Below are 18351 nucleotides of genomic sequence, written 5' to 3'. Positions count from 1 at the left end.
TAGGGGCTGCGCCGCGCCGGGCCGGTCAGACACAAGCCCAGGTCAGGGTCGGGTTGTTGACCCGGCGTGGCGGCTGGACAGGACAGACTGACCGGTCAGGCGGTCACGGCAGGCGGCGCAGCGCGCACTCGGTGAACTCGGCCACCCGCGTGAAACCCAGCCGCTCGTAGAGGCGCACCGCCGCGGTGTTGTCGGCCTGCACGTTGAGCGTCACGTGGTCGACGGTGGGCCGCAGCCCCGCGCAGACCGCGGCGACGGCCGCACCGGCCAGGCCCCGCCCCCGCACGTCCGGGTGGGTCGTCACGTTGCCCAGGGCGGCCACCCGCCACGTCGGCGACCACACGTGCACCCCGGCCACCGCCACCAGGCGGCCCGCCTCCCGCACCCCCACGTACCGGCCGGTGTCCAGCATCCGCGGGTCGAACCAGTTACCCGGGTACGCCGCCGCGTACAGCTCCCGCAGCTCCGGCAGGTCCGCGCGGCCCAGCGGCTCCCCGGCCGGCGCCACCGCGCCCAGCCGGGCCGGGTCGGTCAGCGCCATCCGGTGGTGCACGGCCGCGTCGGACACCGCGTACCAGCGGGCCACCGTCGCCTCCAGGCCGGGGGAGAGGTGCGCCCACAGCCGGGCCGGCAGCACCGGCGCCGCCTCGGCCAGCAGCTCCGCCAGGTCCCCGGCGCGCTCCGGCGCGGCGAACGCCAGCAGCGTGGGCAGCTCCACACCGTGGTAGAGCAGCACCACCTGATCGTCGCGGCGGAACCAGGACGTGTACGGCCAGAAGAAGTCGTCCAGGTCACCCAGCTGGTACGCGTGCAGCACCGGGTCCCGGCCCAGCAGCTCGGCGAGGACGGCACGATCGTGTTCGGCGCGGACGGGCACCCGCCGATGATCACATGCCGGCAGCCGGCGCCGTCACGCCACCCACTGGTCGTAGCCCAGCTTGCCCACCAGCGCCAGCACCACGACCAGCAGCACCACCCGCACGAAACCCGCGCCGCGCCGCAACGCCATCCGCGCGCCCACCGCCGCCCCCGCGATGTTGCACACCGCCATCGCCGCGCCCAGCAGCCACCACACGTGCCCCGTCGCCGCGAACACCACCAGCGCACCCAGGTTCGTGCCCGCGTTGACCACCTTCGCCATCGCCGACGCGTGCACGAAATCCGACCCCAGCAGCGCCGTGAACGCCAACACCAGGAACGTGCCGGTGCCCGGGCCGATCAACCCGTCGTACAGGGCGATGCCCAACCCGGCCAGCGCCACGGTCGTCGCCACCCGCACCGGCGTGCGCCGCTCCGGATACGACACCACCCCCAGCCGCGGCCGGGTCAGCACGAACACCGCCACCGACACCAGCACCACGAGCACCACCGGCCGGTACGCCCCCGCCGGCACCGCACCCGCCAGCGCCGCACCCAACCCGGCCGTCAACACCGCCAGACCCGCGGCCGGCCCCGCCACCGCCCAGTCCAGCTTCGTGCGCCGCGCGTACGTCACCGCCGCCGTCGACGTACCGAAGATCGCGGCCAGCTTGTTCGTGCCCAACGCCGTCGCCACCGGCACCCCCGGCGCGCCCAGCAGCAACGCCGGCAACAGCAGCAGGCCACCGCCGCCCACCACGGCGTCCACCCAGCCCGCCAGGGCGGCCGCGCTCAACAGGGTCGTCAGCGACACAGGGTCCACGGGCCGCCATTCTGCCCACCCCAGGACCCCGACGAGGCTGCCCTGTGGCCAGCCTCACCGCAGCTCACCGCCCCCGGCGCCGCCGCAACCACAGCCCCACCGACGCCACCGCCACGAACACCAGCATCGAACACAGCAACGCCTTCAGCACCCGGCAAGACTGCCACGCGGACGTAGGGTGTGCAGGTGCGCCTGGCCACCTTCAACCTGCTGCACGGCCGGTCCCTCACCGACGGCCTCGTCGACCCCGACCGGCTCGCCGCCGCCGTCACCGCGCTCGACGCCGACGTCCTCGCCCTGCAGGAGGTCGACCGCGACCAGTCCCGCAGCGGCAACCTCGACCTCACCGCCATCGCCGCCCGCGCCCTCGACGCCCCCGAACACCGCTTCGCCGCCGCCGTCGTCGGCACCCCCGGCGAACAGTTCCGCCCCCTCACCCACGACGACGACGGCCACGGCGAACCCCTCTACGGCGTCGGCCTGGTCAGCCGCCACCCGGTCCGCTCCTGGCAGGTCACCCGCCTGCGACCCGCCCCCGTCCGCTCACCCATCTACGTCCCCGGCCCCGGCGGCGGGCTCGTGCTGCTGCGCGACGAACCCCGCGTCGTCCTCGCCGCCGTCCTCGACACCCCCCACGGGCCGCTCACCGTCGCCGCCACCCACCTGTCCTTCGTGCCCGGCTGGAACATCCTGCAACTGCGCCGCGTCGTACGCGCCCTGCGCACGCTGCCCGCCCCGCGGATCCTCCTCGGCGACCTCAACCTGCCCGCCGGCCCCGCCGCGCTGCTGTCCCGCTGGCGACCGCTGGGCCGCCGCCCCACCTACCCGGCCGGGCAACCCCGGGTGCAGCTCGACCACGTCCTCGCCGACCGGCGCGGCCTCGACCGGCTGCCCCCGGTCACCGCCGTCGACACCCCGCTGTCCACGATCTCCGACCACCGGCCGCTCATCGTCGACCTCGGCTGACCGGGCCGGCGCTCAGCCCAGCCCCGACGCCCGCTGCGCCGCCCGCACCGCGTTGCGGAACAACATCGCCACCGTCGTCGGACCCACCCCGCCGACCCGCGGCGTGATCGCCCCCGCCACCTCGGCACACGACTCGTCCACGTCCGGCAGCAACCGCCGCCCCTCGTAACGCACCCCGCCGCCCACCACCACACCACCCGGACGCACATGCTCCGGCTGGATGATCCCCGGCACCCCGGCCGCCGCCACCAGGATGTCCGCCCGCCGCGTGTACCGCGCCCAGTCCGGCACCCCCGTGTGCACCACCGTCACCGCCGCGTTCGCCGTCGGCCGCTTCTGCGCCAGCAGCATCGCCAACGGCCGGCCCAACGTGGCGCCCCGACCCAGGATCACCACCTCCCGGCCCGCCACCGGCACCCCGTGGAACGCCAGCAACGCCTCGATCCCCGCCGGCGTGCACGGCAACGGACCCGGCAGGCCCAACGCCAACCGGCCCATGTTCACCGGGTGCATCCCGTCCACGTCCTTGTCCGGGTCCAGCTCCGCCAGGGCCCGGTCGTAGTCCAGGTGACCCGGGATCGGATACTGCACCAGCACCCCGTGCACGGCCTTGTCCGCGTTGAAATCCGCCAGCACCGCGTGCAGGTCCGCCTGCGACGCCGAGGCCCGCAGATGCACGTGCGGCGACACGAAACCCAGCTCCGCCGCCTGCCGCTGCTTGATCCGGATGTAACCCGCGCTCGCGTCGTCGTCGCCCACCAGCACCGTCGCCAACGCCGGCGTCACACCCGCCGCGCGCAACTCCACCACCGACTCGGCGACCTCCGCCAGCACCTGCGCCGCCACCGGCGCACCCGGCAGCAGCCGAGCCGTCGTCGTACCTGAAGAAGACATGCCGCACCCCGCCCGCGGGAGCCCAGGCGGTCGACCCCCACGACGAGCTCCCCGATGGTTGACCCATCCCCGTGCCGCCAGTCGCGTTCACCCCCAGCCTGCCACAGCGCGCTCCGCGACCGCATCCGCCACCGCCTGCCACCGCGGCAACGACCCCAGCAGCGCCGCCGCCCGCCGCCGGCGATCCGCCGCCGACGCCACCCCCAGATCCGCCACCGCCGCCTCGAACGCCGGCCGCAACACCCGCTCCCGCTCCGGCGCGTCCACCGCCAGCACCGCGTGACACCGCGCGTACGTCACCACGATCCAGAACATCGCCTCCCGGTGCGCGCCCGCCGCCACCAGCTCCGCGCTCCCGTCCACCACTACCGGCCGCCCCACCGCCGACAGGTCCGCCGAGAACGGAAACGGGGTACGCCCCACCCGCGCCGCCTCGTCGAACGTCACCGCCAACCCCGCCAGGTGCTCCCGCACCCGGCCCGGACCCACCCCGCCGCCGTCGAGCGACGCCAGCAACTCCTCGTACCGGTCGGCGAACCCGTACGCGGCCAGCACCTCCCGCGCCCGCACGTACCGCCGCCGCACCGTCGGATCCCGCAACCCCGCCACCGCCGGCAGCAGCGCCAGCACCGACGTGGGGAACACCCACCCCAGCACCTGCTCCGCCAGCGACGCCCGCCCGTCCAGCCGTGCCAACCCGCCCTCGACGCGCCGCCGCACCCCGGCACACCGCCGGCGCACCCACACCCGATCCGCGTACCCGGCCGCCACCCGCTCCCGGATCGCCGCCAGCCGGCCCGACGGGTCCGCGATCACCGCGTCCGTGCGGAACATCGGCGCGAACACCCACGACCCCAGCACCTCCTCCGGCGACCCCAGCTCCGCCCACGTCAGCGCCGAGACCTCCAGCAGCACCCCCCGGTGGCGGAACTTGCCCACCTTCGCCGCCGGGCCGTCCCGCACCAGCAGCACGTCCACGTCCGACGACGCCGGCAGCACCGCCCCGTCCGGCAGGCCCACCGTCGACCCGCTGAAGAACGCGCCCCCGATCGACGGGTCCCGGCGCATCGCCTCGCGCACCCACCCGGCCGCCACCGCCCGCGCCGCACCCACCCGCATCCCGGCCATGCTGCCCGCTCAGGGCGCCGCCCGCCGCGCCACCAGGCCCGCCAGGGCCCGGTTCGTGCGGTTCGACGCCACCGCCGCGCGCTGCTGACCCGCCGTCACCTCGATGTACGTCTGCGACGACGCCAACGACGCGTGCCCCAGCAACCGCATGATCTCCGCGGCGCTCGCCCCGTCCTCGGCCAGCCGCGTCGCGAACGTGTGCCGCAACGCGTGCAGCCGCGCACCCCGCGGCACCCGGTCACTGATCCCGGCCCGCCGGAAACACGACTCCACCAGATACTGCAGGCCACCCCGCCGCAGCGCCGCACCCCGCCGGTCCACCAGCAGCGGCGAGTCCGGCCGGACACTGCGCGACCCGAACCGCCGCCGCCGGCTGTCCAGATAGTCCGCCAGCACCCGGTCCACACCCGCCTCGATCGGCACCGTCCGCGGCCGCCCACCCTTGCCGGCCACGTCAACCCGGCGCTCACCGTCCCGGCCGGCCACCGACGCCACCCGCAGCGCCAGCAGCTCGGACAGCCGCAGGCCCGCGCACAGCGCCAGCGCCAGCACCGCCAGGTCCCGCTCCGGCCACGGGTCGCGCTGCCGGCCGTCCTCGCGGGCCACCGCGGCCAGCAGTTCCTCCGGGGTGTCCTCGCCGCGCAACGGCTTGGGCTGGGGGAGCGGGGTCCGGGGCCGCCCCACCGCCGGCATGGGATTGCCGGGTACGACGCCCTCGGCGACCAGGAACGTGAAGAAGCTGTTCCAGGTGGACCAGGCACGATGGACCGACGCGGCGGCGCGGGGCGCGGCGAAGCGGGCGAACGCCGCCCGCATGACCCGGGGGGACAGGGCGGTGACCGGGAGCCGGTCGAGGGGGAGGGGAGTGGTCCCGTCCTCGGTGGCCACCAGTCCCGCGATGGTGGCGAGGTCCCGCCGGTAAGCCGCCAGGGTGTGCGGGGAGGGCTTGCGGGTGGCCCGGGCGGTCAGGAACTCCTCGATCAACCGCCCTACCGGTTCGTCCGGTTTGTCATGCATAAGGCATATTATGCATGATTTTCGCGTTCGTGTCAGCGGCCGATCCCGGGGGAGCGACCCCCGGAAACCACTTGTCGCCCCCCGCAGACTGGGTCCGTGGTGGACATCGACGAAGAACTCGTACGCCGGCTCGTCACCGCACAGTTCCCACGGTGGGCGCACCTGCCCGTCGCCGCCGTGCCGCGGCAGGGGTGGGACAACCGCACGTTCCGCCTCGGCGACGACCTCGTCGTGCGCCTGCCCAGCGCCGAGGGCTACGTGCCCGGCGTCGCCAAGGAGGACCGCTGCCTGCCGGACCTGGCCCGCCACCTGCCGCTGCCCGTACCCGAACCGGTGGCCACCGGAGCGCCCGGCGCCGGCTACCCGTACCCCTGGTCGGTGCGGCGCTGGCTGCCCGGCGACACCCTCGAGGCCGCCGGGAAGGTCGACCGGCCGGCCGTGGCGCGTGATCTCGGCGCGTTCCTGGCCGCGCTGCGGCGGGCGCCCACGGCGGGCGGCCCGGTGGCCGGGCGGCACTCCTGCTTCCGGGGCTGCCACCCGAGCGCCTACGGCGACGACGTCGAGCAGGCCCTCGACGTGCTGCGCGACCGGGTGGACACGGCCGCCTGCCGGGACGTCTGGGCGCGGGCGCTGACCTCCGCCTGGCCGGGGCCGCCGGTCTGGTTCCACGGCGACGTCGCGGCCGGCAACCTGCTCGTCGCGGGCGGGCGGCTGGCCGCCGTCATCGACTTCGGCACCTGCGGTGTCGGGGATCCGGCGTGCGACCTTGTGCCGGCCTGGACGTGGTTCCTCGGCCCGGAGCGCAAGGTGTTCCGGGAGGCGGTCGGCCTGCCCGACGACGCCTGGCGGCGCGCCCGCGGCTGGGCGTTGTGGAAGGCGCTCATCACGCTGGCGGGCGCGCACGGCCGGAACGAGGAGCAGTCCCGGATCCTCGCGGCGGTCCTGGCCGACCCGGTGGTGGGCTGACCCCTCTCGGGGAGGCCCCGGAACTGCTTACTTGACATAATGTACATTATCGACTTTGGCGCGGATGCGGCGTTGACGCTGGCGGTGCCGTCTGAATTCGGTCATGGCGACTTCCCGCCACCTGCGGGCTCTGTCGTTTCGTTCAGCCGGGCCCGATGCTGACTGCACCGGAGCCGTCCGCGATGCGGGCGGCTCCTGGCCGAACAACCCAGGGAGCGTACATGAGGAAAAGCGCCCTTTGGCTGGCCACCGCAGTCTCCAGCATGGCCCTCGTCGTGGGGCCCGGACTGCCGGCCGCCGCAGCTGACCCCGCCCTCGCGACGACCGCGTCGCAGGCCTACACCTACGACCTCGCCACCGCCACCACGAGCGACCCGGTGACCCAGGCGAAGATCGACAGGATCGCCGCGCAACTACCCGCGGACTGGCGTGCCCGGCTCGCCGCCGTGCGGGCCGAGTCCGGCATCGAGCCCTCCGGCCTGCGCAACGCCATCGCCGCAGCCATCGACCCCGGCGACTACGAGTGCGGCGACACCGCCTTCAGTGCCTGGGCCGACGAGATGATCGGCGGCATCGACATCGGCACGCTGTTCGTCCTGGTCATCTTCGGGGTCCTGGACTACCCGACCTACGACGCGGTCCTGTACGGCTCGTCGGCCGACCAGTCCGACTACGGCCTGCCCGCGGAGTACCAGAACTCGATGTCGCGGGCCTTCCGCGCCGCGCAGAAGTTCTGGGACGTACCGCTCGGCGACGTCGACTTCTTCGCCATGCAGAACGACATGCTGCAGGACCCGGAGCGGGTCGCCCGGATGGTCACGCTGTTCCTGGGTCTGAGCGGTGACGACGCGCGCAGCATCGCCGAGCAGCTCATCGCGATCATCGACTCCGACCCGGGTCTCGCCGGTGGGGACAGCCCGCTGTTCACCCTGAACGCCTTCGCGTTCAGCGCGGCGGACGAGACCGGGCCGCCCTTCGCGGGCCTGCCCGACAAGATGGTCTTCGGCGAGGGCATGTTCACCGCGCTGGAGGTGCTGGGCATCAGCGACGCGGGCCCGCGCGCGGTGCTCGGTCACGAGATGGCCCACCACGTGCAGTACGAGGCCGGCCTGTTCGACAGCCCGCTGACCGGTCCCGAGGCGACGCGCCGCACGGAGCTGATGGCCGACGCCTTCGGCACCTACTTCGTCACCCACGCGCGGGGTCTGGCCCTGAACGACCGCCGGGTCCTGGAGGCGGAGCGGGCCTTCTACGAGGTGGGCGACTGCTCGTTCACCGCGAACGGCCACCACGGCACCCCGAACCAGCGGCTCCGGGCCTCGACGTGGGGTGCGGATCTCGCCGACGGCGCCCAGAAGCAGGGTCACATCCTGCCGTCGGCCACCCTCGATCTGCAGTTCGAGCAGCAGCTGCCGGTGTTCGTCGCGCCGGACGCGAACGAGTGATCCGACGCGGCTGAAACCGGGCCGGCTGTCCCCCGTGGACGGCCGGCCCGGTTTCGGTTCGGCGGCGGTTCAGAGCCAGCCGCGGCGGGCTGCCTGCACCCCCAGCTGGAACCGGCTGCGGGCGCCGAGTGACTTCTGCAGGGCGGCGATCCTCCTGGTGACCGTGCGTTCGCTGACTCCCAGCTCCCGCGCGATCGATTCGTCGGTGAGGCCCGCGCCGAGCAGGGTGAGCAGGTGCCGGTTCGACTCGCTGGGGCCACCGTCGGGCGCGCCGTCGAGGGGTATGGCGGAGATGGGCACGCCGAGTGCCCAGAACGATTCGAAGACGCCGATCAGGGCGTCGAGGAAACCGCCGCCGAGTATCACCAGCCCGTGCAGGCGCTCGGCGCCGGGCATGGGTGCGGTGAGGACCGCCCACCGGTTGTCGGCGATGGTGAGGTTGCAGGGGATGTTGGGGAAGACCCGGGCGCTCTCCCCCGCTGAGATCGCCTGCTGGACGAGCGCCATGGCCGTGGGCTGCCGGAGGATGTGCGTGCTGTAGACCACGCGGTACGTGACGCCCCGCTGCATGGCCTCGGCGGACCCGGGTGCCTGCGCCAGCTCGGGCGCGCCGTTGCCGACGGGCCCGACGGACAGTGCCATGACCTGGGTGCGGACCTCGCGGTGCAGTTTCTCCTGGGCCGCGATCGTGCTGTCGGTGGTGGTGAGCACCTCCAGGTAGTCGGGCAGGGGTGACTGCTGCGCCCACAGCCGCCCCAGCGCCTCGGAGCCCTGTCGGGCCGCCGCGGCGGCGCGCAGGTGTTGTTCGGCGAGGACCTCGAGGGTGAGCCGGGGCGGCAGCGGGACCCAGCTCTCCCCGTCGAGCCTCACGAGGCCGAGGCCGGCCAGCTCGTCGAGGGCCTCGTCGACGGCGTTCACGTCGATGCCGAGCCGTGCGGCGAGCGTCTCGCGCTGTGGAGGTCCGCCCTGCACGAGGGCAAGGTAGGCGCGTTCGGTCAGGTCGGACATTCCGAGGTCGCGCAGTGCACCCACAACTGGTGTCTATCACGGTCTCTGGCTGGGCGGATGCCCCGTCGTTGCGGCTCGACCGGCCCCGGGCCGCCGGTCAGGGCCGGAGGTCGACCACTCCCTTGCCGGTGCGGATGTCGAGCGGCACGGAGACCTGGTCGTGGGCGATGAGCCAGGTCCCGTCGATCTTCTGGAGGCAGAAGGTGGCCCGGACCCACATGCCGTTCGTCGCGGTCCCGTCGTGCAGTGTGCCGCTGAGCCGGCCGAACGCGTGTCCGAACGCGACGTCGTCGCCGACGGTGAGGGTCAGGTCCCGGACCTCGTAGGACACGGTGTCGAAGAACGCGAAGACGTTCGCCCAGTTCTTGAGTTTGGCGTCGATCCCGACGTGTTGCAGTGGCGGTTCGACGTCGAAGGACACCACGTCCGTCGTGTAGAGCCTTCGCAGGGCCTCAAGGTCCTTGTTCCGCAGTCCTTCGACGATCCCGTCGATCTGCTGACGGATGCTGGTGTCGTCTGCGTCGTGTCGCGGCATGTTCTCCTACCTCTCCTTCGGAGGAAACTGTCCCGTGCCCGGCCGTGTTCGGCGGCGAAGGCTGATCTCGCGCTCCATGTGCGAGAGCTTGTGCGGATTACGCGCGGGGCGCGGGACGGCCTGGCGGACTCCCCCGCCGTCGCCCAGGAAGACGACGTCCGGGGCCAGGATGTCGAGCAGCCCTACAGGTCGCCCGTCTCGGTCGCCCGCTGGAACGCCGCGAGCGCGTCCCGGCTCTGCGCGGTGGGCAACGGCTGGAGGACGACTGCACCCTGGCGCCTGTTCAAGCGCGTGCGAAGTCGGAGGGCTTCCTGTGTGGCCCGACACGGGCCACGCGAGGGATATCCGAATCCGGCCGGTTGCCGATAGTGTCCACGGATCGCACCGTCCGTTCATCCGGAGGGCTCCGTCATGAGGTTCGGACTTCCGTGGCTGCCCCGAACGGTGGCCACCGTGCTGCTTCTTCTCGGAGGGGTCGGCGTGCCCGCCGCGTCCGCCTCGGCGGCGCCGACGCCGCCGGCGGGTACGGACCTCACCGTCGACCTGTCCGGCGGGACGATTGCGCTGGGGGTCACGAAGAAGACGCTTCACCTGAAGATCAGCAACCGGGGCGACGCGACCCCGACCCGGGTCGTCGTCCGGGTCGACGCGTCGGAGCTGGACGCGTTGGATTTCAGGCTCACGCTCTGGCCGACCGGCGGGCTGGCTGAGTGCGACGGGGACTTCTCCGGCTGGTACTGCGACCTGCTGCCGGATCAGCTTCCGGGGCCGGGCGAGACGGTGGACCTTCCCGTTGTCGCCACCGTCCAGACCGGAGAGCCACTCGCGGGCCGGATCAAGGTGACGGTCGAGGTCGAGCCGGTCGACACGAATCCGGCCGACAACATCAGGTGGTTCCCGATCGAGGTGGTCGATCACTCCGAAGCCGACCTCTCGGTGGTCGCGCCGGACGTGACGCAGTCGGTGCGGATCGCTGCCGACGGCAGCCTCGAATCCACCGGCACGTTGAATCCGGGCGAGACGGGCGCGGTGCGCTACACGATCGCCAACCAGGGGCGCAAGGCGGTCGACGGCGTCAAGGTCGAGCTGCGCCTGCCCACGGGCGTCACGTTCACCAGGCCGCCGGGCGAGTGCGTCCTGGGTGACGCCGGGCGTGCGGCGGTCTGCACCTACGACCGGCTGGCCCTCGTTCCTGTCGAGCAGGACACCGACCCGAACGACCAGCGCCACTCCGCCGTCGAGCTGTACCACCTGGTGACCGTGTCGGCGGCCACGAAGGCGCCGGTCACGTTGCGAAACGGGACCGTCCGGGTCGAGGGCCTGAGCGACCCTGACTCGGATCGTTCCGGCCCGGTGCGGAGCGTCCTTCCCGCGAACGCCGTCGCGGTACGGGCGGTCGATGTGGACGACAGCGACAACCAGGACGGGTTCGCGGTCGTGGTGGTCGCGAACAGCAGCGGCGGCGGTGGTGGTGGCGGCGATCCCGGTGCGGGTGGTGGCGCTGGTGGTGGTGGCGAGCCCGGTGGCGAGCCCGGTGGCGGTGGTGGCGGTGGCGGTGGCGGCAGCTTGCCGATCACCGGGTCCCGGGCGGGGCTGACCGCCGGGACCGGCCTCGCCCTGCTGGTGGGTGGCGGCGTGCTGCTGCTCCTGACCCGACGGCGCCGGGCCAGCCGCTGACCCTCGACGGGTGACCGGTGTCGGCGGTGCGCAACTGACGGAACTGGTGGCCACGGCAGGTGCGTTCACCGGCTCAGGCTGACCTCTCGCTCCATGTGGGACAGCTTGTGCGGGTTGCGTACGGCGTAGAGCCCGGTGACGAGCCCGTCGTCGATGCGTACGGCCAGGACGGCTTCGATCTCGCCGCCCTGCTCCATGATCAGCGCCGGGTAGCCGTTGACCTGTGCCGGCCGCAGCGACATCAGTTCGGCGATCTTGCCCAGCCCGGCGGCCAGCAGGCGGGCCACCTTGTCGGCGCCGACGACGGGCCGCGGGACGGCCTGGCGGACTCCCCCGCCGTCGCCGAGGAAGACGACGTCCGGGGCCAGGATGTCGAGCAGGCCCTGCAGGTCGCCCGTCTCGGTGGCCCGCTGGAAGGCCGCGAGCGCGTCGCGGCTCTCGGCGGCGGACACGGCCCCGCGGGGCCGGCGCGCGGCGACGTGTTCCCGGGCGCGGTGGGCGATCTGGCGGACGGTGGCCGGGCTCTTGTCGACGGCTTCGGCGATCTCGTCGTAGCCGAGGTCGAACACCTCGCGCAGCACGAACACGGCCCGCTCGGTGGGGGTGAGCGTCTCCAGCACCAGCAGCATCGCCATGGAGACGCTGTCGGCCAGCTCGACGTCCTCGGCGACGTCGGGTGCGGTGAGCAGCGGTTCGGGCAGCCAGGGGCCGACGTAGGACTCCTTGCGGCGGCCGAGTGTGCGCAGCCGGGCGAGGGCCTGGCGGGTGGTGATCCGGACCAGGTACGCGCGCTGTTCCCGCACCGTGCCGAGGTCGACGCCCACCCAGCGCAGCCAGGTCTCCTGGAGGACGTCCTCGGCGTCGGCGGCGGAGCCGAGCATCTCGTAGGCGACGGTGAACAGCAGGTTGCGGTGGGTGAGGAACACCTCGGTGGCGGGGTCCGGGCGGTCGTCGGGTGCGCTCTGCGCCGTGCCGGCCATGGGTGGCTCCTGTTCGGTTTCGACGGTGTCCCCCATGAGATGCCGGGGCGGGGCACCGTTGTGACACCGGGCCGGGTGTGGGGTGCGTCACGTGGTCGCCCTGTCACGGGGACGGGCCCCCCGGCATCTCGTGGTCGTCAGATGGGACACCACGAGGGAGGACGAGCCATGGAAGCTCGATTCGACATGATGGCCAACGAGATCGCCGTGAAGTTCGCCAAGCGGTTCGCCAACGCCGCGATGGTGATCCACCAGTCGCCGCTGCCGAGTTCCACGCAGGAACTGGTGTCGCTGCGGGCCAGCCAGATCAACGGGTGCGGGTGGTGCATCGACATGCACACCAAGGAGGCCGCGGCCGCCGGTGAGACGGCGGTACGGCTCAACCTGGTCGCCGCGTGGCGGGAGTCCACCGTGTTCACCGAGGCCGAGCGGGCGGCGCTGGCGCTCGCCGAGGAGGGCACCCGGCTCGCCGACGCCCACCAGGGGGTGTCGGACGAGACGTGGGAGGCGGTGCGCAAGCACTACGACGACGACCAGATCGCGGCGCTGGTCGCCCTGGTGTCGCTGATCAACGCGGCGAATCGGATGGCCGTGATCGTGCACCAGCGGGGCGGTTCGTACGAGGCGGGGATGTTCGCCGCGGCGCTCAACTGACCGGAGGGTTCGGCACCGGGGACGGCGTGGACATGGGGCCAGGCCGTCCCCGGTGCGGCCGGGTCAGGCGCCGACGTAGGCGGCGAGGTGTTCTCCGGTGAGGGTGGAGCGGTCGGCGACGAGGTCGGCGGGGGTGCCCTGGAAGACGATCCGGCCGCCGTCGTGGCCGGCGCCGGGGCCCAGGTCGACGATCCAGTCGGCGTGGGCCATGACGGCCTGGTGGTGCTCGATGACGATGACCGACTTGCCGGAGTCGACGAGCCGGTCGAGCAGGGCGAGCAGGTGTGCGACGTCGGCCAGGTGCAGGCCGGTGGTCGGCTCGTCGAGGACGTAGACGCCGCCGGTGTCGGCCATCCGGGTGGCCAGCTTGAGGCGTTGGCGCTCGCCGCCGGACAGCGTGGTCAGCGGCTGGCCGAGGGTGAGGTAGCCGAGGCCGACGTCGGCGAGCCGGTCGAGGATCTTGTGGGCGGCCGGGCTGCGGGCGTCGCCGGCGCTGAAGAACTCCTCGGCCTCGGTGACCGACATGGCGAGGACCTCGCTGATGTCGCGGCCGCCGAACCGGTATTCCAGCACCGACGCCTGGAACCGCTTGCCCTCGCACACCTCGCAGGTGGTGGCGACGCCGGCCATCATGGCGAGGTCGGTGTAGATGACGCCGGCGCCGTTGCAGGTGGGGCAGGCGCCCTCGGAGTTGGCGCTGAACAGCGCGGGCTTGACGCCGTTGGCCTTGGCGAAGGCCTTGCGGATGGGGTCGAGCAGCCCGGTGTAGGTGGCGGGGTTGCTGCGCCGGGAGCCGCGGATGGCGCCCTGGTCGACCGTCACGACGCCGTCGCGGCCGGACACCGAGCCGTGGATGAGTGAGCTCTTGCCGGAGCCGGCCACGCCGGTGACGACGACGAGCACGCCGAGCGGGATGTCGACGTCGACGCTCCGGAGGTTGTGGGTGTCGGCGCCGCGGACCTCCAGCACGCCGGTGGGGGTGCGGACGGTGGGCTTGAGGTGGGCGCGGTCGTCGAGGTGCCGGCCGGTGAGGGTGCCGCTGCCGCGCAGCCCCGCGACGGTGCCTTCGAAGACCACCTCGCCGCCGGCGGTGCCGGCGCCGGGACCGAGGTCGACGACGTGGTCGGCGACGGCGATGGTCTCGGGCTTGTGTTCGACGACGAGGACGGTGTTGCCCTTGTTGCGCAGTTGCAGCAGCAGGTCGTTCATCCGCTGGATGTCGTGGGGGTGCAGGCCGATGGTGGGCTCGTCGAAGACGTAGGTCACGTCGGTGAGCGAGGAGCCGAGGTGGCGGATCATCTTGGTGCGCTGTGCCTCCCCGCCCGAGAGCGTGCCGGAGGGCCGGCTCAGCGACAGGTAGCCCAGCCCGATCTCGACGAAGGAGTCGAGGGTGTGCTGCAGCTTCGCCAGCAGCGGCGCGACCGACGGCTCGTCGAGGCCGCGTACCCAGGCGGCGAGGTCGCTGATCTGCATGTCGCACGCGTCGGCGATGCTGATCCCGTTGATCTTCGACGAGCGGGCCGCCTCGCTGAGCCGGGTGCCCCCGCAGTCGGGGCAGGTGGTGAAGGTGACGACCCGCTCGACGAACGCGCGGATGTGCGGCTGCATCGAGTCGACGTCCTTGGCGAGCATCGACTTCTGGATCTTCGGGATCAGGCCCTCGTACGTCAGGTTGATGCCCTCGACCTTGATCTTGACCGGCTCCTTGTAGAGCAGGTCGTGCAGTTCCTTCTTCGTGAACTTGCGGATCGGCTTGTCCGGGTCGAAGAAGCCGCAGCCGCTGAAGATGCGCCCGTACCAGCCGTCCATGCTGTAGCCGGGGACGGTGAGTGCACCCTCGTTGAGGGACTTGCTGTCGTCGTAGAGCGCGGACAGGTCGAAGTCGGTGACCGAGCCCATGCCCTCGCAGCGGGGGCACATGCCGCCGGTGATGCTGAAGCTGCGCCGCTCCTTCGTGGTCTGCCCGGCGCGCTGGACGGTGACCGCGCCGGCGCCGCTGATGGAGGCGACGTTGAAGGAGAACGCCTGGGCCGAGCCGATGTGCGGCTGGCCGAGGCGGCTGAAGAGGATGCGCAGCATGGCGTTGGCGTCGGTGACGGTGCCGACGGTCGAGCGGGGGTTGCCGCCCATCCGTTCCTGGTCGACGATGATCGCGGTGGTCAGCCCGTCGAGGACGTCGACCTCGGGCCGCGCGAGGGTCGGCATGAAGCCCTGCACGAAGGCGCTGTAGGTCTCGTTGATCAGCCGCTGCGACTCGGCGGCGATGGTGCCGAACACCAGCGAGCTCTTGCCGGAGCCGGAGACGCCGGTGAACACCGTCAGCCGCCGCTTCGGGATCTCGATGCTGACGTCCTTGAGGTTGTTCTCGCGTGCCCCCTGCACGCGGATCAGCTCGTGGGTGTCGGCGACGTGCTGCGCGGGCGACGGGGTGTCCGTCCTCATCGTGTCTCCATCTGTCGCGTGGGCCGCGGTCGCGGCCCCGTCCGGCGTCGGCTCGCTCGATCTGACCATGTCGGTCCGACAGGTCAGCGCAGCTCCTTGATGCGGATCAGGTTGCCCGCGGGGTCGCGGAACGCGCAGTCGCGGACCCCGTAGGGCTGATCGATCGGCTCCTGGACGACCTCGGCGTCGCCGGCCTGGAGCTTCTCGAAGGTGGCGTCGAGGTCGTGGGTGGCCAGCAGGATCCACCCGTAGGTGCCCTTGGCCATCATCTCGACGATGGTACGGCGTTCCTCGTCGGTGACACCGGGGTCGGCGGCCGGCGGCGCCAGCAGGATGGACGTGCCGGGCTGCCCGGCGGGGCCGACGGTGATCCAGCGCATCCGGCCCTGTCCGACGTCGCTGCGGACCTCGAACCCCAGGATGTCGCGGTAGAAGGCCAGGGAGGCCTCCGGGTCGTCGTGCGGGAGGAAGGTGGTGTCGATGGTGATGTCCATGGCAGTCAGGCTAGGTGGGGCGCGACGGCGGGCGCTTCTCGATTCCTGATCGGTCTGGTGACCTGCTTCGCCACGCAGGGCGGCAGCTCGGCGGCCCCGCCGGCCGCGGCCCGGGCCCGGTAGGTGCTGGGCGGGATGCCGACCAGCTCGGTGAAGCGGGTGCTGAAGGTGCCCAGCGAGGAGCAGCCGACCGCGAAACAGACGTCGGTGACGCTGAGGTCGCCGCGGCGCAGCAGCGCCATGGCCCGTTCGATGCGCCGGGTCATGAGGTAGGCGTACGGGGACTCGCCGTAGGCCAGCCGGAACTGGCGGCTGAGGTGCCCGGCGGACATGTGGGCGCCGCGGGCGAGCGCCTCGACGTCCAGTGGCTGGGCGTACTCCCGGTCGATCCGGTCGCGGACCCGGCGCAGCCGGGCGAGGTCGCGCAGCTGCTGCGCCCGGTCGGAACTGCTGCTCACCTGCCCGATCGTGCCATGTGCCGTCGGGGTTGCCCACCGCGGTGCGGGGCGTGTCAGGGTGCCCGGGCGCTGCGGCGGGCGGCCACCGCGCTCCAGCCGATCGCGGTGGCGAGCGTCAGCACCACCACGGCGAGGGTGAGCCAGACGGGCAGCTTCCCCACCGGGGTCTCGGCGAGGATCAGCTTCACCCCGGCGAAGGCGAGCAGCACCGCCAGGCCGTAGCGCAGGTAGCCGAAGTGCCGCAGCAGGCCGGCCAAGCAGAAGTACAGGCTGCGCAGGCCGAGCACCGCGAACGCGTTGGCCGTCCAAACCAGGAAGGTGTTGGTGGTGATGGCCAGGATCGCCGCGACCGAGTCGATCGCGAAGACGACGTCGGTGGCCTCGATCGCCACCAGCGCGACCAGCAGCACGGTGCCCTTGCGGCGGCCGTCGACCCGGACGGTGAAGCGGCCGTCGTGGTAGCGGGACTCCGCCGGCACCAGCCGGCGGAACAGGCGGACGGCGACGTTGCGGTCGGGGTCGACGTCCGGCTCGCCGCGCACGGCGAGGCGCCAGCCGGTCCAGATCAGGAACGCGCCGAGCACGAGACCGGCCCAGGCCAGCCGGTCCAGCAGTTCGGCGCCGGCGAAGATGAACACCAGCCGGAAGCCGAGCGCGCCGAGCACCCCCCAGAACAGCACCTTGTGCTGGTAGACGGACGGCACCCGGAAGTAGTCGAACAGCAGCGCGAAGACGAACACGTTGTCGACCGACAGCGCCTTCTCCAGCAGGTAGCCGGAGTAGTAGGCCACGGCCGGCCCGCTGCCCCGCCAGAGCCAGATCACCAGCCCGAAGGTGACCCCGGCGGTGATCCACACCGCGCTCCACCGCAGCGCCTCGCGCAGTTCGATGACGTGGTGGTCGCGGTGGGAGAACACGTCGACGGCCAGCATGACGGCGATGACCGCGCCGACCGCCACCCAGGCCCAGACCGGCGCCGCGAAGGTGGTCTGGTCCATCCGGCGTCCTCCGCATCCGCAGCAGGGCGGGGCCGGGCGCCCGTGCCGGCCGGCCGGGGCCGGCGACGGGCTGCGTCATTCCCGAGCCTAGGCGAGCCGCCGCCCGGGGTACGGCGGTCCGGCGAAGTCCGCCCGTGGGCTCAGCGCAGCCGGCGGGCGCCGAACCGGGTGGGCGGGTCGGCGATGGCGTCCTGGGCGGCGACCAGCTGCAACTCCCGGGTGCCGGCGGCGAGGGTGGCCTCCAGGACGGCGTAGACGGAGTTGGTGGTGCGCTCCAGCGCCGCCTCCGGCGACCCGGACGTGGCGAGGTGGGCCAGGTAGAGCGCGGCGGTGACGTCGCCGCCGCCGTTGGGGGTGATCGGCAGCAGCGGTGTGGTGACCGCCCAGGCGCCGGCGTCGGAGACGGCCACGACCTCCAGCGACCCGGCGGGCAGGTCGCCGTGCAGCACGCTGGTGACCAGCACGTGCCGGGGGCCGCTGTCGCGGACGACGTCGACGGCGGCGAGCAGGTCGTCCAGGGTGTCGGTGCTGCGGCCGGCGAGGAACTCCAGCTCGAACTGGTTGGGGGTGACGATGTCGGCGCGGGGCACGACGGTGTCGCGCAGGTACTCGGGGATGCCCGGGCGGACGAACATGCCGCGGCCGACGTCGCCCATCACCGGGTCGCAGCAGTACAGGGCGTCCGGGTTGGCGGCCTTGACCCGGGCGACCGCGTCGAGGATCACCGCGCCCATCGCCGGGTCGCCCTGGTAGCCGGACAGGACCGCGTCGGCGGTGCCGAGGACGCCGCGGTCCTCGATGCCGGCGATCACCTCGGCGACGTCGGCGGGCGGCAGCAGCGGCCCGCGCCAGGCGCCGTAGCCGGTGTGGTTGGAGAAGTGCACGGTCAGCACCGGCCAGACCTCGTGCCGGAGCCGTTGCAGCGGGAAGACGGCGGCGGAGTTGCCGACGTGACCGTAGGCGACCGACGACTGGATGGACAGGATCTTCACCGGCTCATCGTCGCAT

At 72.8% G+C, this 18351-nt stretch carries 18 protein-coding genes and 1 riboswitch; of the genes, 5 read left to right on the top strand and 13 right to left on the bottom strand.

The window, feature by feature from the left end; all coding sequences use genetic code 11:
• Positions 1–103 precede the first annotated feature (103 nt).
• Both GA0070214_RS01055 and GA0070214_RS01050 read right to left on the bottom strand, forming a co-directional pair.
• Complete coding sequence (locus GA0070214_RS01055) at positions 104–877, bottom strand: GNAT family N-acetyltransferase (RefSeq protein WP_091258030.1); 774 nt, start codon at positions 875–877, stop codon at positions 104–106.
• 33 nt (positions 878–910) lie between these two features.
• A complete protein-coding gene (locus GA0070214_RS01050; protein ID WP_091258028.1) occupies positions 911–1681 on the bottom strand; it encodes a sulfite exporter TauE/SafE family protein in 771 nt (256 codons plus the stop codon).
• A gap of 186 nt (positions 1682–1867) precedes the next feature.
• Between GA0070214_RS01050 and GA0070214_RS01045 the strand changes: the two genes are divergently transcribed.
• On the top strand, positions 1868–2647 hold the full coding sequence (locus GA0070214_RS01045) for an endonuclease/exonuclease/phosphatase family protein (protein WP_091259767.1): 780 nt from the start codon (positions 1868–1870) through the stop codon (positions 2645–2647).
• A gap of 12 nt (positions 2648–2659) precedes the next feature.
• On the opposite strand, the gene GA0070214_RS01040 is transcribed toward GA0070214_RS01045, so the two are convergent.
• The 3 genes from GA0070214_RS01040 to GA0070214_RS01030 form a co-directional block, all read right to left on the bottom strand.
• Positions 2660–3541 carry a bifunctional 5,10-methylenetetrahydrofolate dehydrogenase/5,10-methenyltetrahydrofolate cyclohydrolase gene (locus GA0070214_RS01040; RefSeq protein ID WP_091258026.1) on the bottom strand — a complete coding sequence of 294 codons (882 nt, stop codon included), beginning with the start codon at positions 3539–3541 and terminating at the stop codon, positions 2660–2662.
• A gap of 13 nt (positions 3542–3554) precedes the next feature.
• Positions 3555–3636: riboswitch (ZMP/ZTP riboswitch) on the bottom strand.
• Positions 3629–4660, bottom strand: a complete 1032-nt coding sequence (locus tag GA0070214_RS32700; protein ID WP_091259764.1) for a hypothetical protein — start codon at positions 4658–4660, stop codon at positions 3629–3631. It overlaps the preceding riboswitch by 8 nt.
• An 18-nt stretch (positions 4661–4678) precedes the next feature.
• Positions 4679–5686, bottom strand: coding sequence for a tyrosine-type recombinase/integrase (locus GA0070214_RS01030; protein WP_091258024.1), 1008 nt, complete (start codon positions 5684–5686; stop codon positions 4679–4681).
• A gap of 96 nt (positions 5687–5782) precedes the next feature.
• Between GA0070214_RS01030 and GA0070214_RS01025 the strand changes: the two genes are divergently transcribed.
• Entirely contained in the window at positions 5783–6652 is an 870-nt protein-coding gene (locus GA0070214_RS01025) for an aminoglycoside phosphotransferase family protein (protein WP_091258023.1), read from the top strand.
• A 221-nt stretch (positions 6653–6873) separates the two neighbouring features.
• Positions 6874–8097: a neutral zinc metallopeptidase gene (locus GA0070214_RS01020; protein ID WP_139141729.1), complete on the top strand. Its 1224-nt coding sequence runs from the start codon at positions 6874–6876 to the stop codon at positions 8095–8097.
• Positions 8098–8166: 69 nt separating this feature from the next.
• Here the strand turns inward: GA0070214_RS01020 and GA0070214_RS01015 are convergent, their stop codons facing one another.
• Positions 8167–9129 carry a helix-turn-helix domain-containing protein gene (locus tag GA0070214_RS01015; protein ID WP_139141728.1) on the bottom strand — a complete coding sequence of 321 codons (963 nt, stop codon included), beginning with the start codon at positions 9127–9129 and terminating at the stop codon, positions 8167–8169.
• Between the two features lie 73 nt (positions 9130–9202).
• A complete protein-coding gene (locus tag GA0070214_RS01010) occupies positions 9203–9640 on the bottom strand; it encodes a YybH family protein (RefSeq protein WP_091258018.1) in 438 nt (145 codons plus the stop codon).
• A gap of 411 nt (positions 9641–10051) precedes the next feature.
• On the opposite strand from GA0070214_RS01010, the gene GA0070214_RS31660 reads away from it, so the two are divergent.
• Entirely contained in the window at positions 10052–11317 is a 1266-nt protein-coding gene (locus GA0070214_RS31660) for a COG1361 family protein (protein WP_167364169.1), read from the top strand.
• Between the two features lie 65 nt (positions 11318–11382).
• On the opposite strand, the gene GA0070214_RS01000 is transcribed toward GA0070214_RS31660, so the two are convergent.
• The gene (locus GA0070214_RS01000) at positions 11383–12297 is read right to left on the bottom strand and encodes an RNA polymerase sigma-70 factor (protein ID WP_091258014.1); all 915 of its coding nucleotides are present in this window, start codon (positions 12295–12297) and stop codon (positions 11383–11385) included.
• Positions 12298–12465: 168 nt separating this feature from the next.
• Here GA0070214_RS01000 and GA0070214_RS00995 point away from each other — a divergent pair, with 168 nt between their 5' ends.
• Positions 12466–12951, top strand: coding sequence for a carboxymuconolactone decarboxylase family protein (locus GA0070214_RS00995; RefSeq protein ID WP_091258012.1), 486 nt, complete (start codon positions 12466–12468; stop codon positions 12949–12951).
• 63 nt (positions 12952–13014) lie between these two features.
• Here GA0070214_RS00995 and GA0070214_RS00990 read toward each other — a convergent pair whose 3' ends face one another.
• The 5 genes from GA0070214_RS00990 to pdxY all read right to left on the bottom strand — a co-directional run bounded on the left by GA0070214_RS00990 (position 13015) and on the right by pdxY (position 18335).
• Complete coding sequence (locus tag GA0070214_RS00990; RefSeq protein WP_091258010.1) at positions 13015–15393, bottom strand: ATP-binding cassette domain-containing protein; 2379 nt, start codon at positions 15391–15393, stop codon at positions 13015–13017.
• An 83-nt stretch (positions 15394–15476) separates the two neighbouring features.
• Positions 15477–15887 carry a VOC family protein gene (locus GA0070214_RS00985; RefSeq protein ID WP_091258008.1) on the bottom strand — a complete coding sequence of 137 codons (411 nt, stop codon included), beginning with the start codon at positions 15885–15887 and terminating at the stop codon, positions 15477–15479.
• A 5-nt stretch (positions 15888–15892) separates the two neighbouring features.
• Positions 15893–16345 carry a helix-turn-helix transcriptional regulator gene (locus tag GA0070214_RS00980; protein WP_091258006.1) on the bottom strand — a complete coding sequence of 151 codons (453 nt, stop codon included), beginning with the start codon at positions 16343–16345 and terminating at the stop codon, positions 15893–15895.
• Between the two features lie 53 nt (positions 16346–16398).
• The gene (locus tag GA0070214_RS00975; protein WP_091258004.1) at positions 16399–17343 is read right to left on the bottom strand and encodes a TerC family protein; all 945 of its coding nucleotides are present in this window, start codon (positions 17341–17343) and stop codon (positions 16399–16401) included.
• A 140-nt stretch (positions 17344–17483) separates the two neighbouring features.
• Positions 17484–18335 carry a pyridoxal kinase PdxY gene (pdxY, locus tag GA0070214_RS00970; protein ID WP_091258002.1) on the bottom strand — a complete coding sequence of 284 codons (852 nt, stop codon included), beginning with the start codon at positions 18333–18335 and terminating at the stop codon, positions 17484–17486.
• Between the last annotated feature and the right edge of the window lie 16 nt (positions 18336–18351).

It is taken from the genome of Micromonospora chaiyaphumensis, from assembly GCF_900091435.1.
Classification (GTDB): Bacteria; Actinomycetota; Actinomycetes; order Mycobacteriales; family Micromonosporaceae; genus Micromonospora; species Micromonospora chaiyaphumensis.
The sequence above is the reverse complement of the archived record's forward strand: the minus strand, read 5'-3'. Positions and strand labels throughout refer to the sequence as shown.

Coding starts and splice junctions, on each gene's coding strand:
- GA0070214_RS01040 (WP_091258026.1), bottom strand. CDS start 3,541: ATGTCTTCTTCAGGTACGACGACGGCTCGGCTGCTGCCGGGTGCGCCG.
- GA0070214_RS32700 (WP_091259764.1), bottom strand. CDS start 4,660: ATGCGGGTGGGTGCGGCGCGGGCGGTGGCGGCCGGGTGGGTGCGCGAG.
- GA0070214_RS01030 (WP_091258024.1), bottom strand. CDS start 5,686: ATGCATGACAAACCGGACGAACCGGTAGGGCGGTTGATCGAGGAGTTC.
- GA0070214_RS01020 (WP_139141729.1), top strand. CDS start 6,874: ATGAGGAAAAGCGCCCTTTGGCTGGCCACCGCAGTCTCCAGCATGGCC.
- GA0070214_RS01010 (WP_091258018.1), bottom strand. CDS start 9,640: ATGCCGCGACACGACGCAGACGACACCAGCATCCGTCAGCAGATCGAC.
- GA0070214_RS31660 (WP_167364169.1), top strand. CDS start 10,052: ATGAGGTTCGGACTTCCGTGGCTGCCCCGAACGGTGGCCACCGTGCTG.
- GA0070214_RS01000 (WP_091258014.1), bottom strand. CDS start 12,297: ATGGCCGGCACGGCGCAGAGCGCACCCGACGACCGCCCGGACCCCGCC.
- GA0070214_RS00995 (WP_091258012.1), top strand. CDS start 12,466: ATGGAAGCTCGATTCGACATGATGGCCAACGAGATCGCCGTGAAGTTC.
- GA0070214_RS00990 (WP_091258010.1), bottom strand. CDS start 15,393: ATGAGGACGGACACCCCGTCGCCCGCGCAGCACGTCGCCGACACCCAC.
- GA0070214_RS00985 (WP_091258008.1), bottom strand. CDS start 15,887: ATGGACATCACCATCGACACCACCTTCCTCCCGCACGACGACCCGGAG.
- GA0070214_RS00975 (WP_091258004.1), bottom strand. CDS start 17,343: ATGGACCAGACCACCTTCGCGGCGCCGGTCTGGGCCTGGGTGGCGGTC.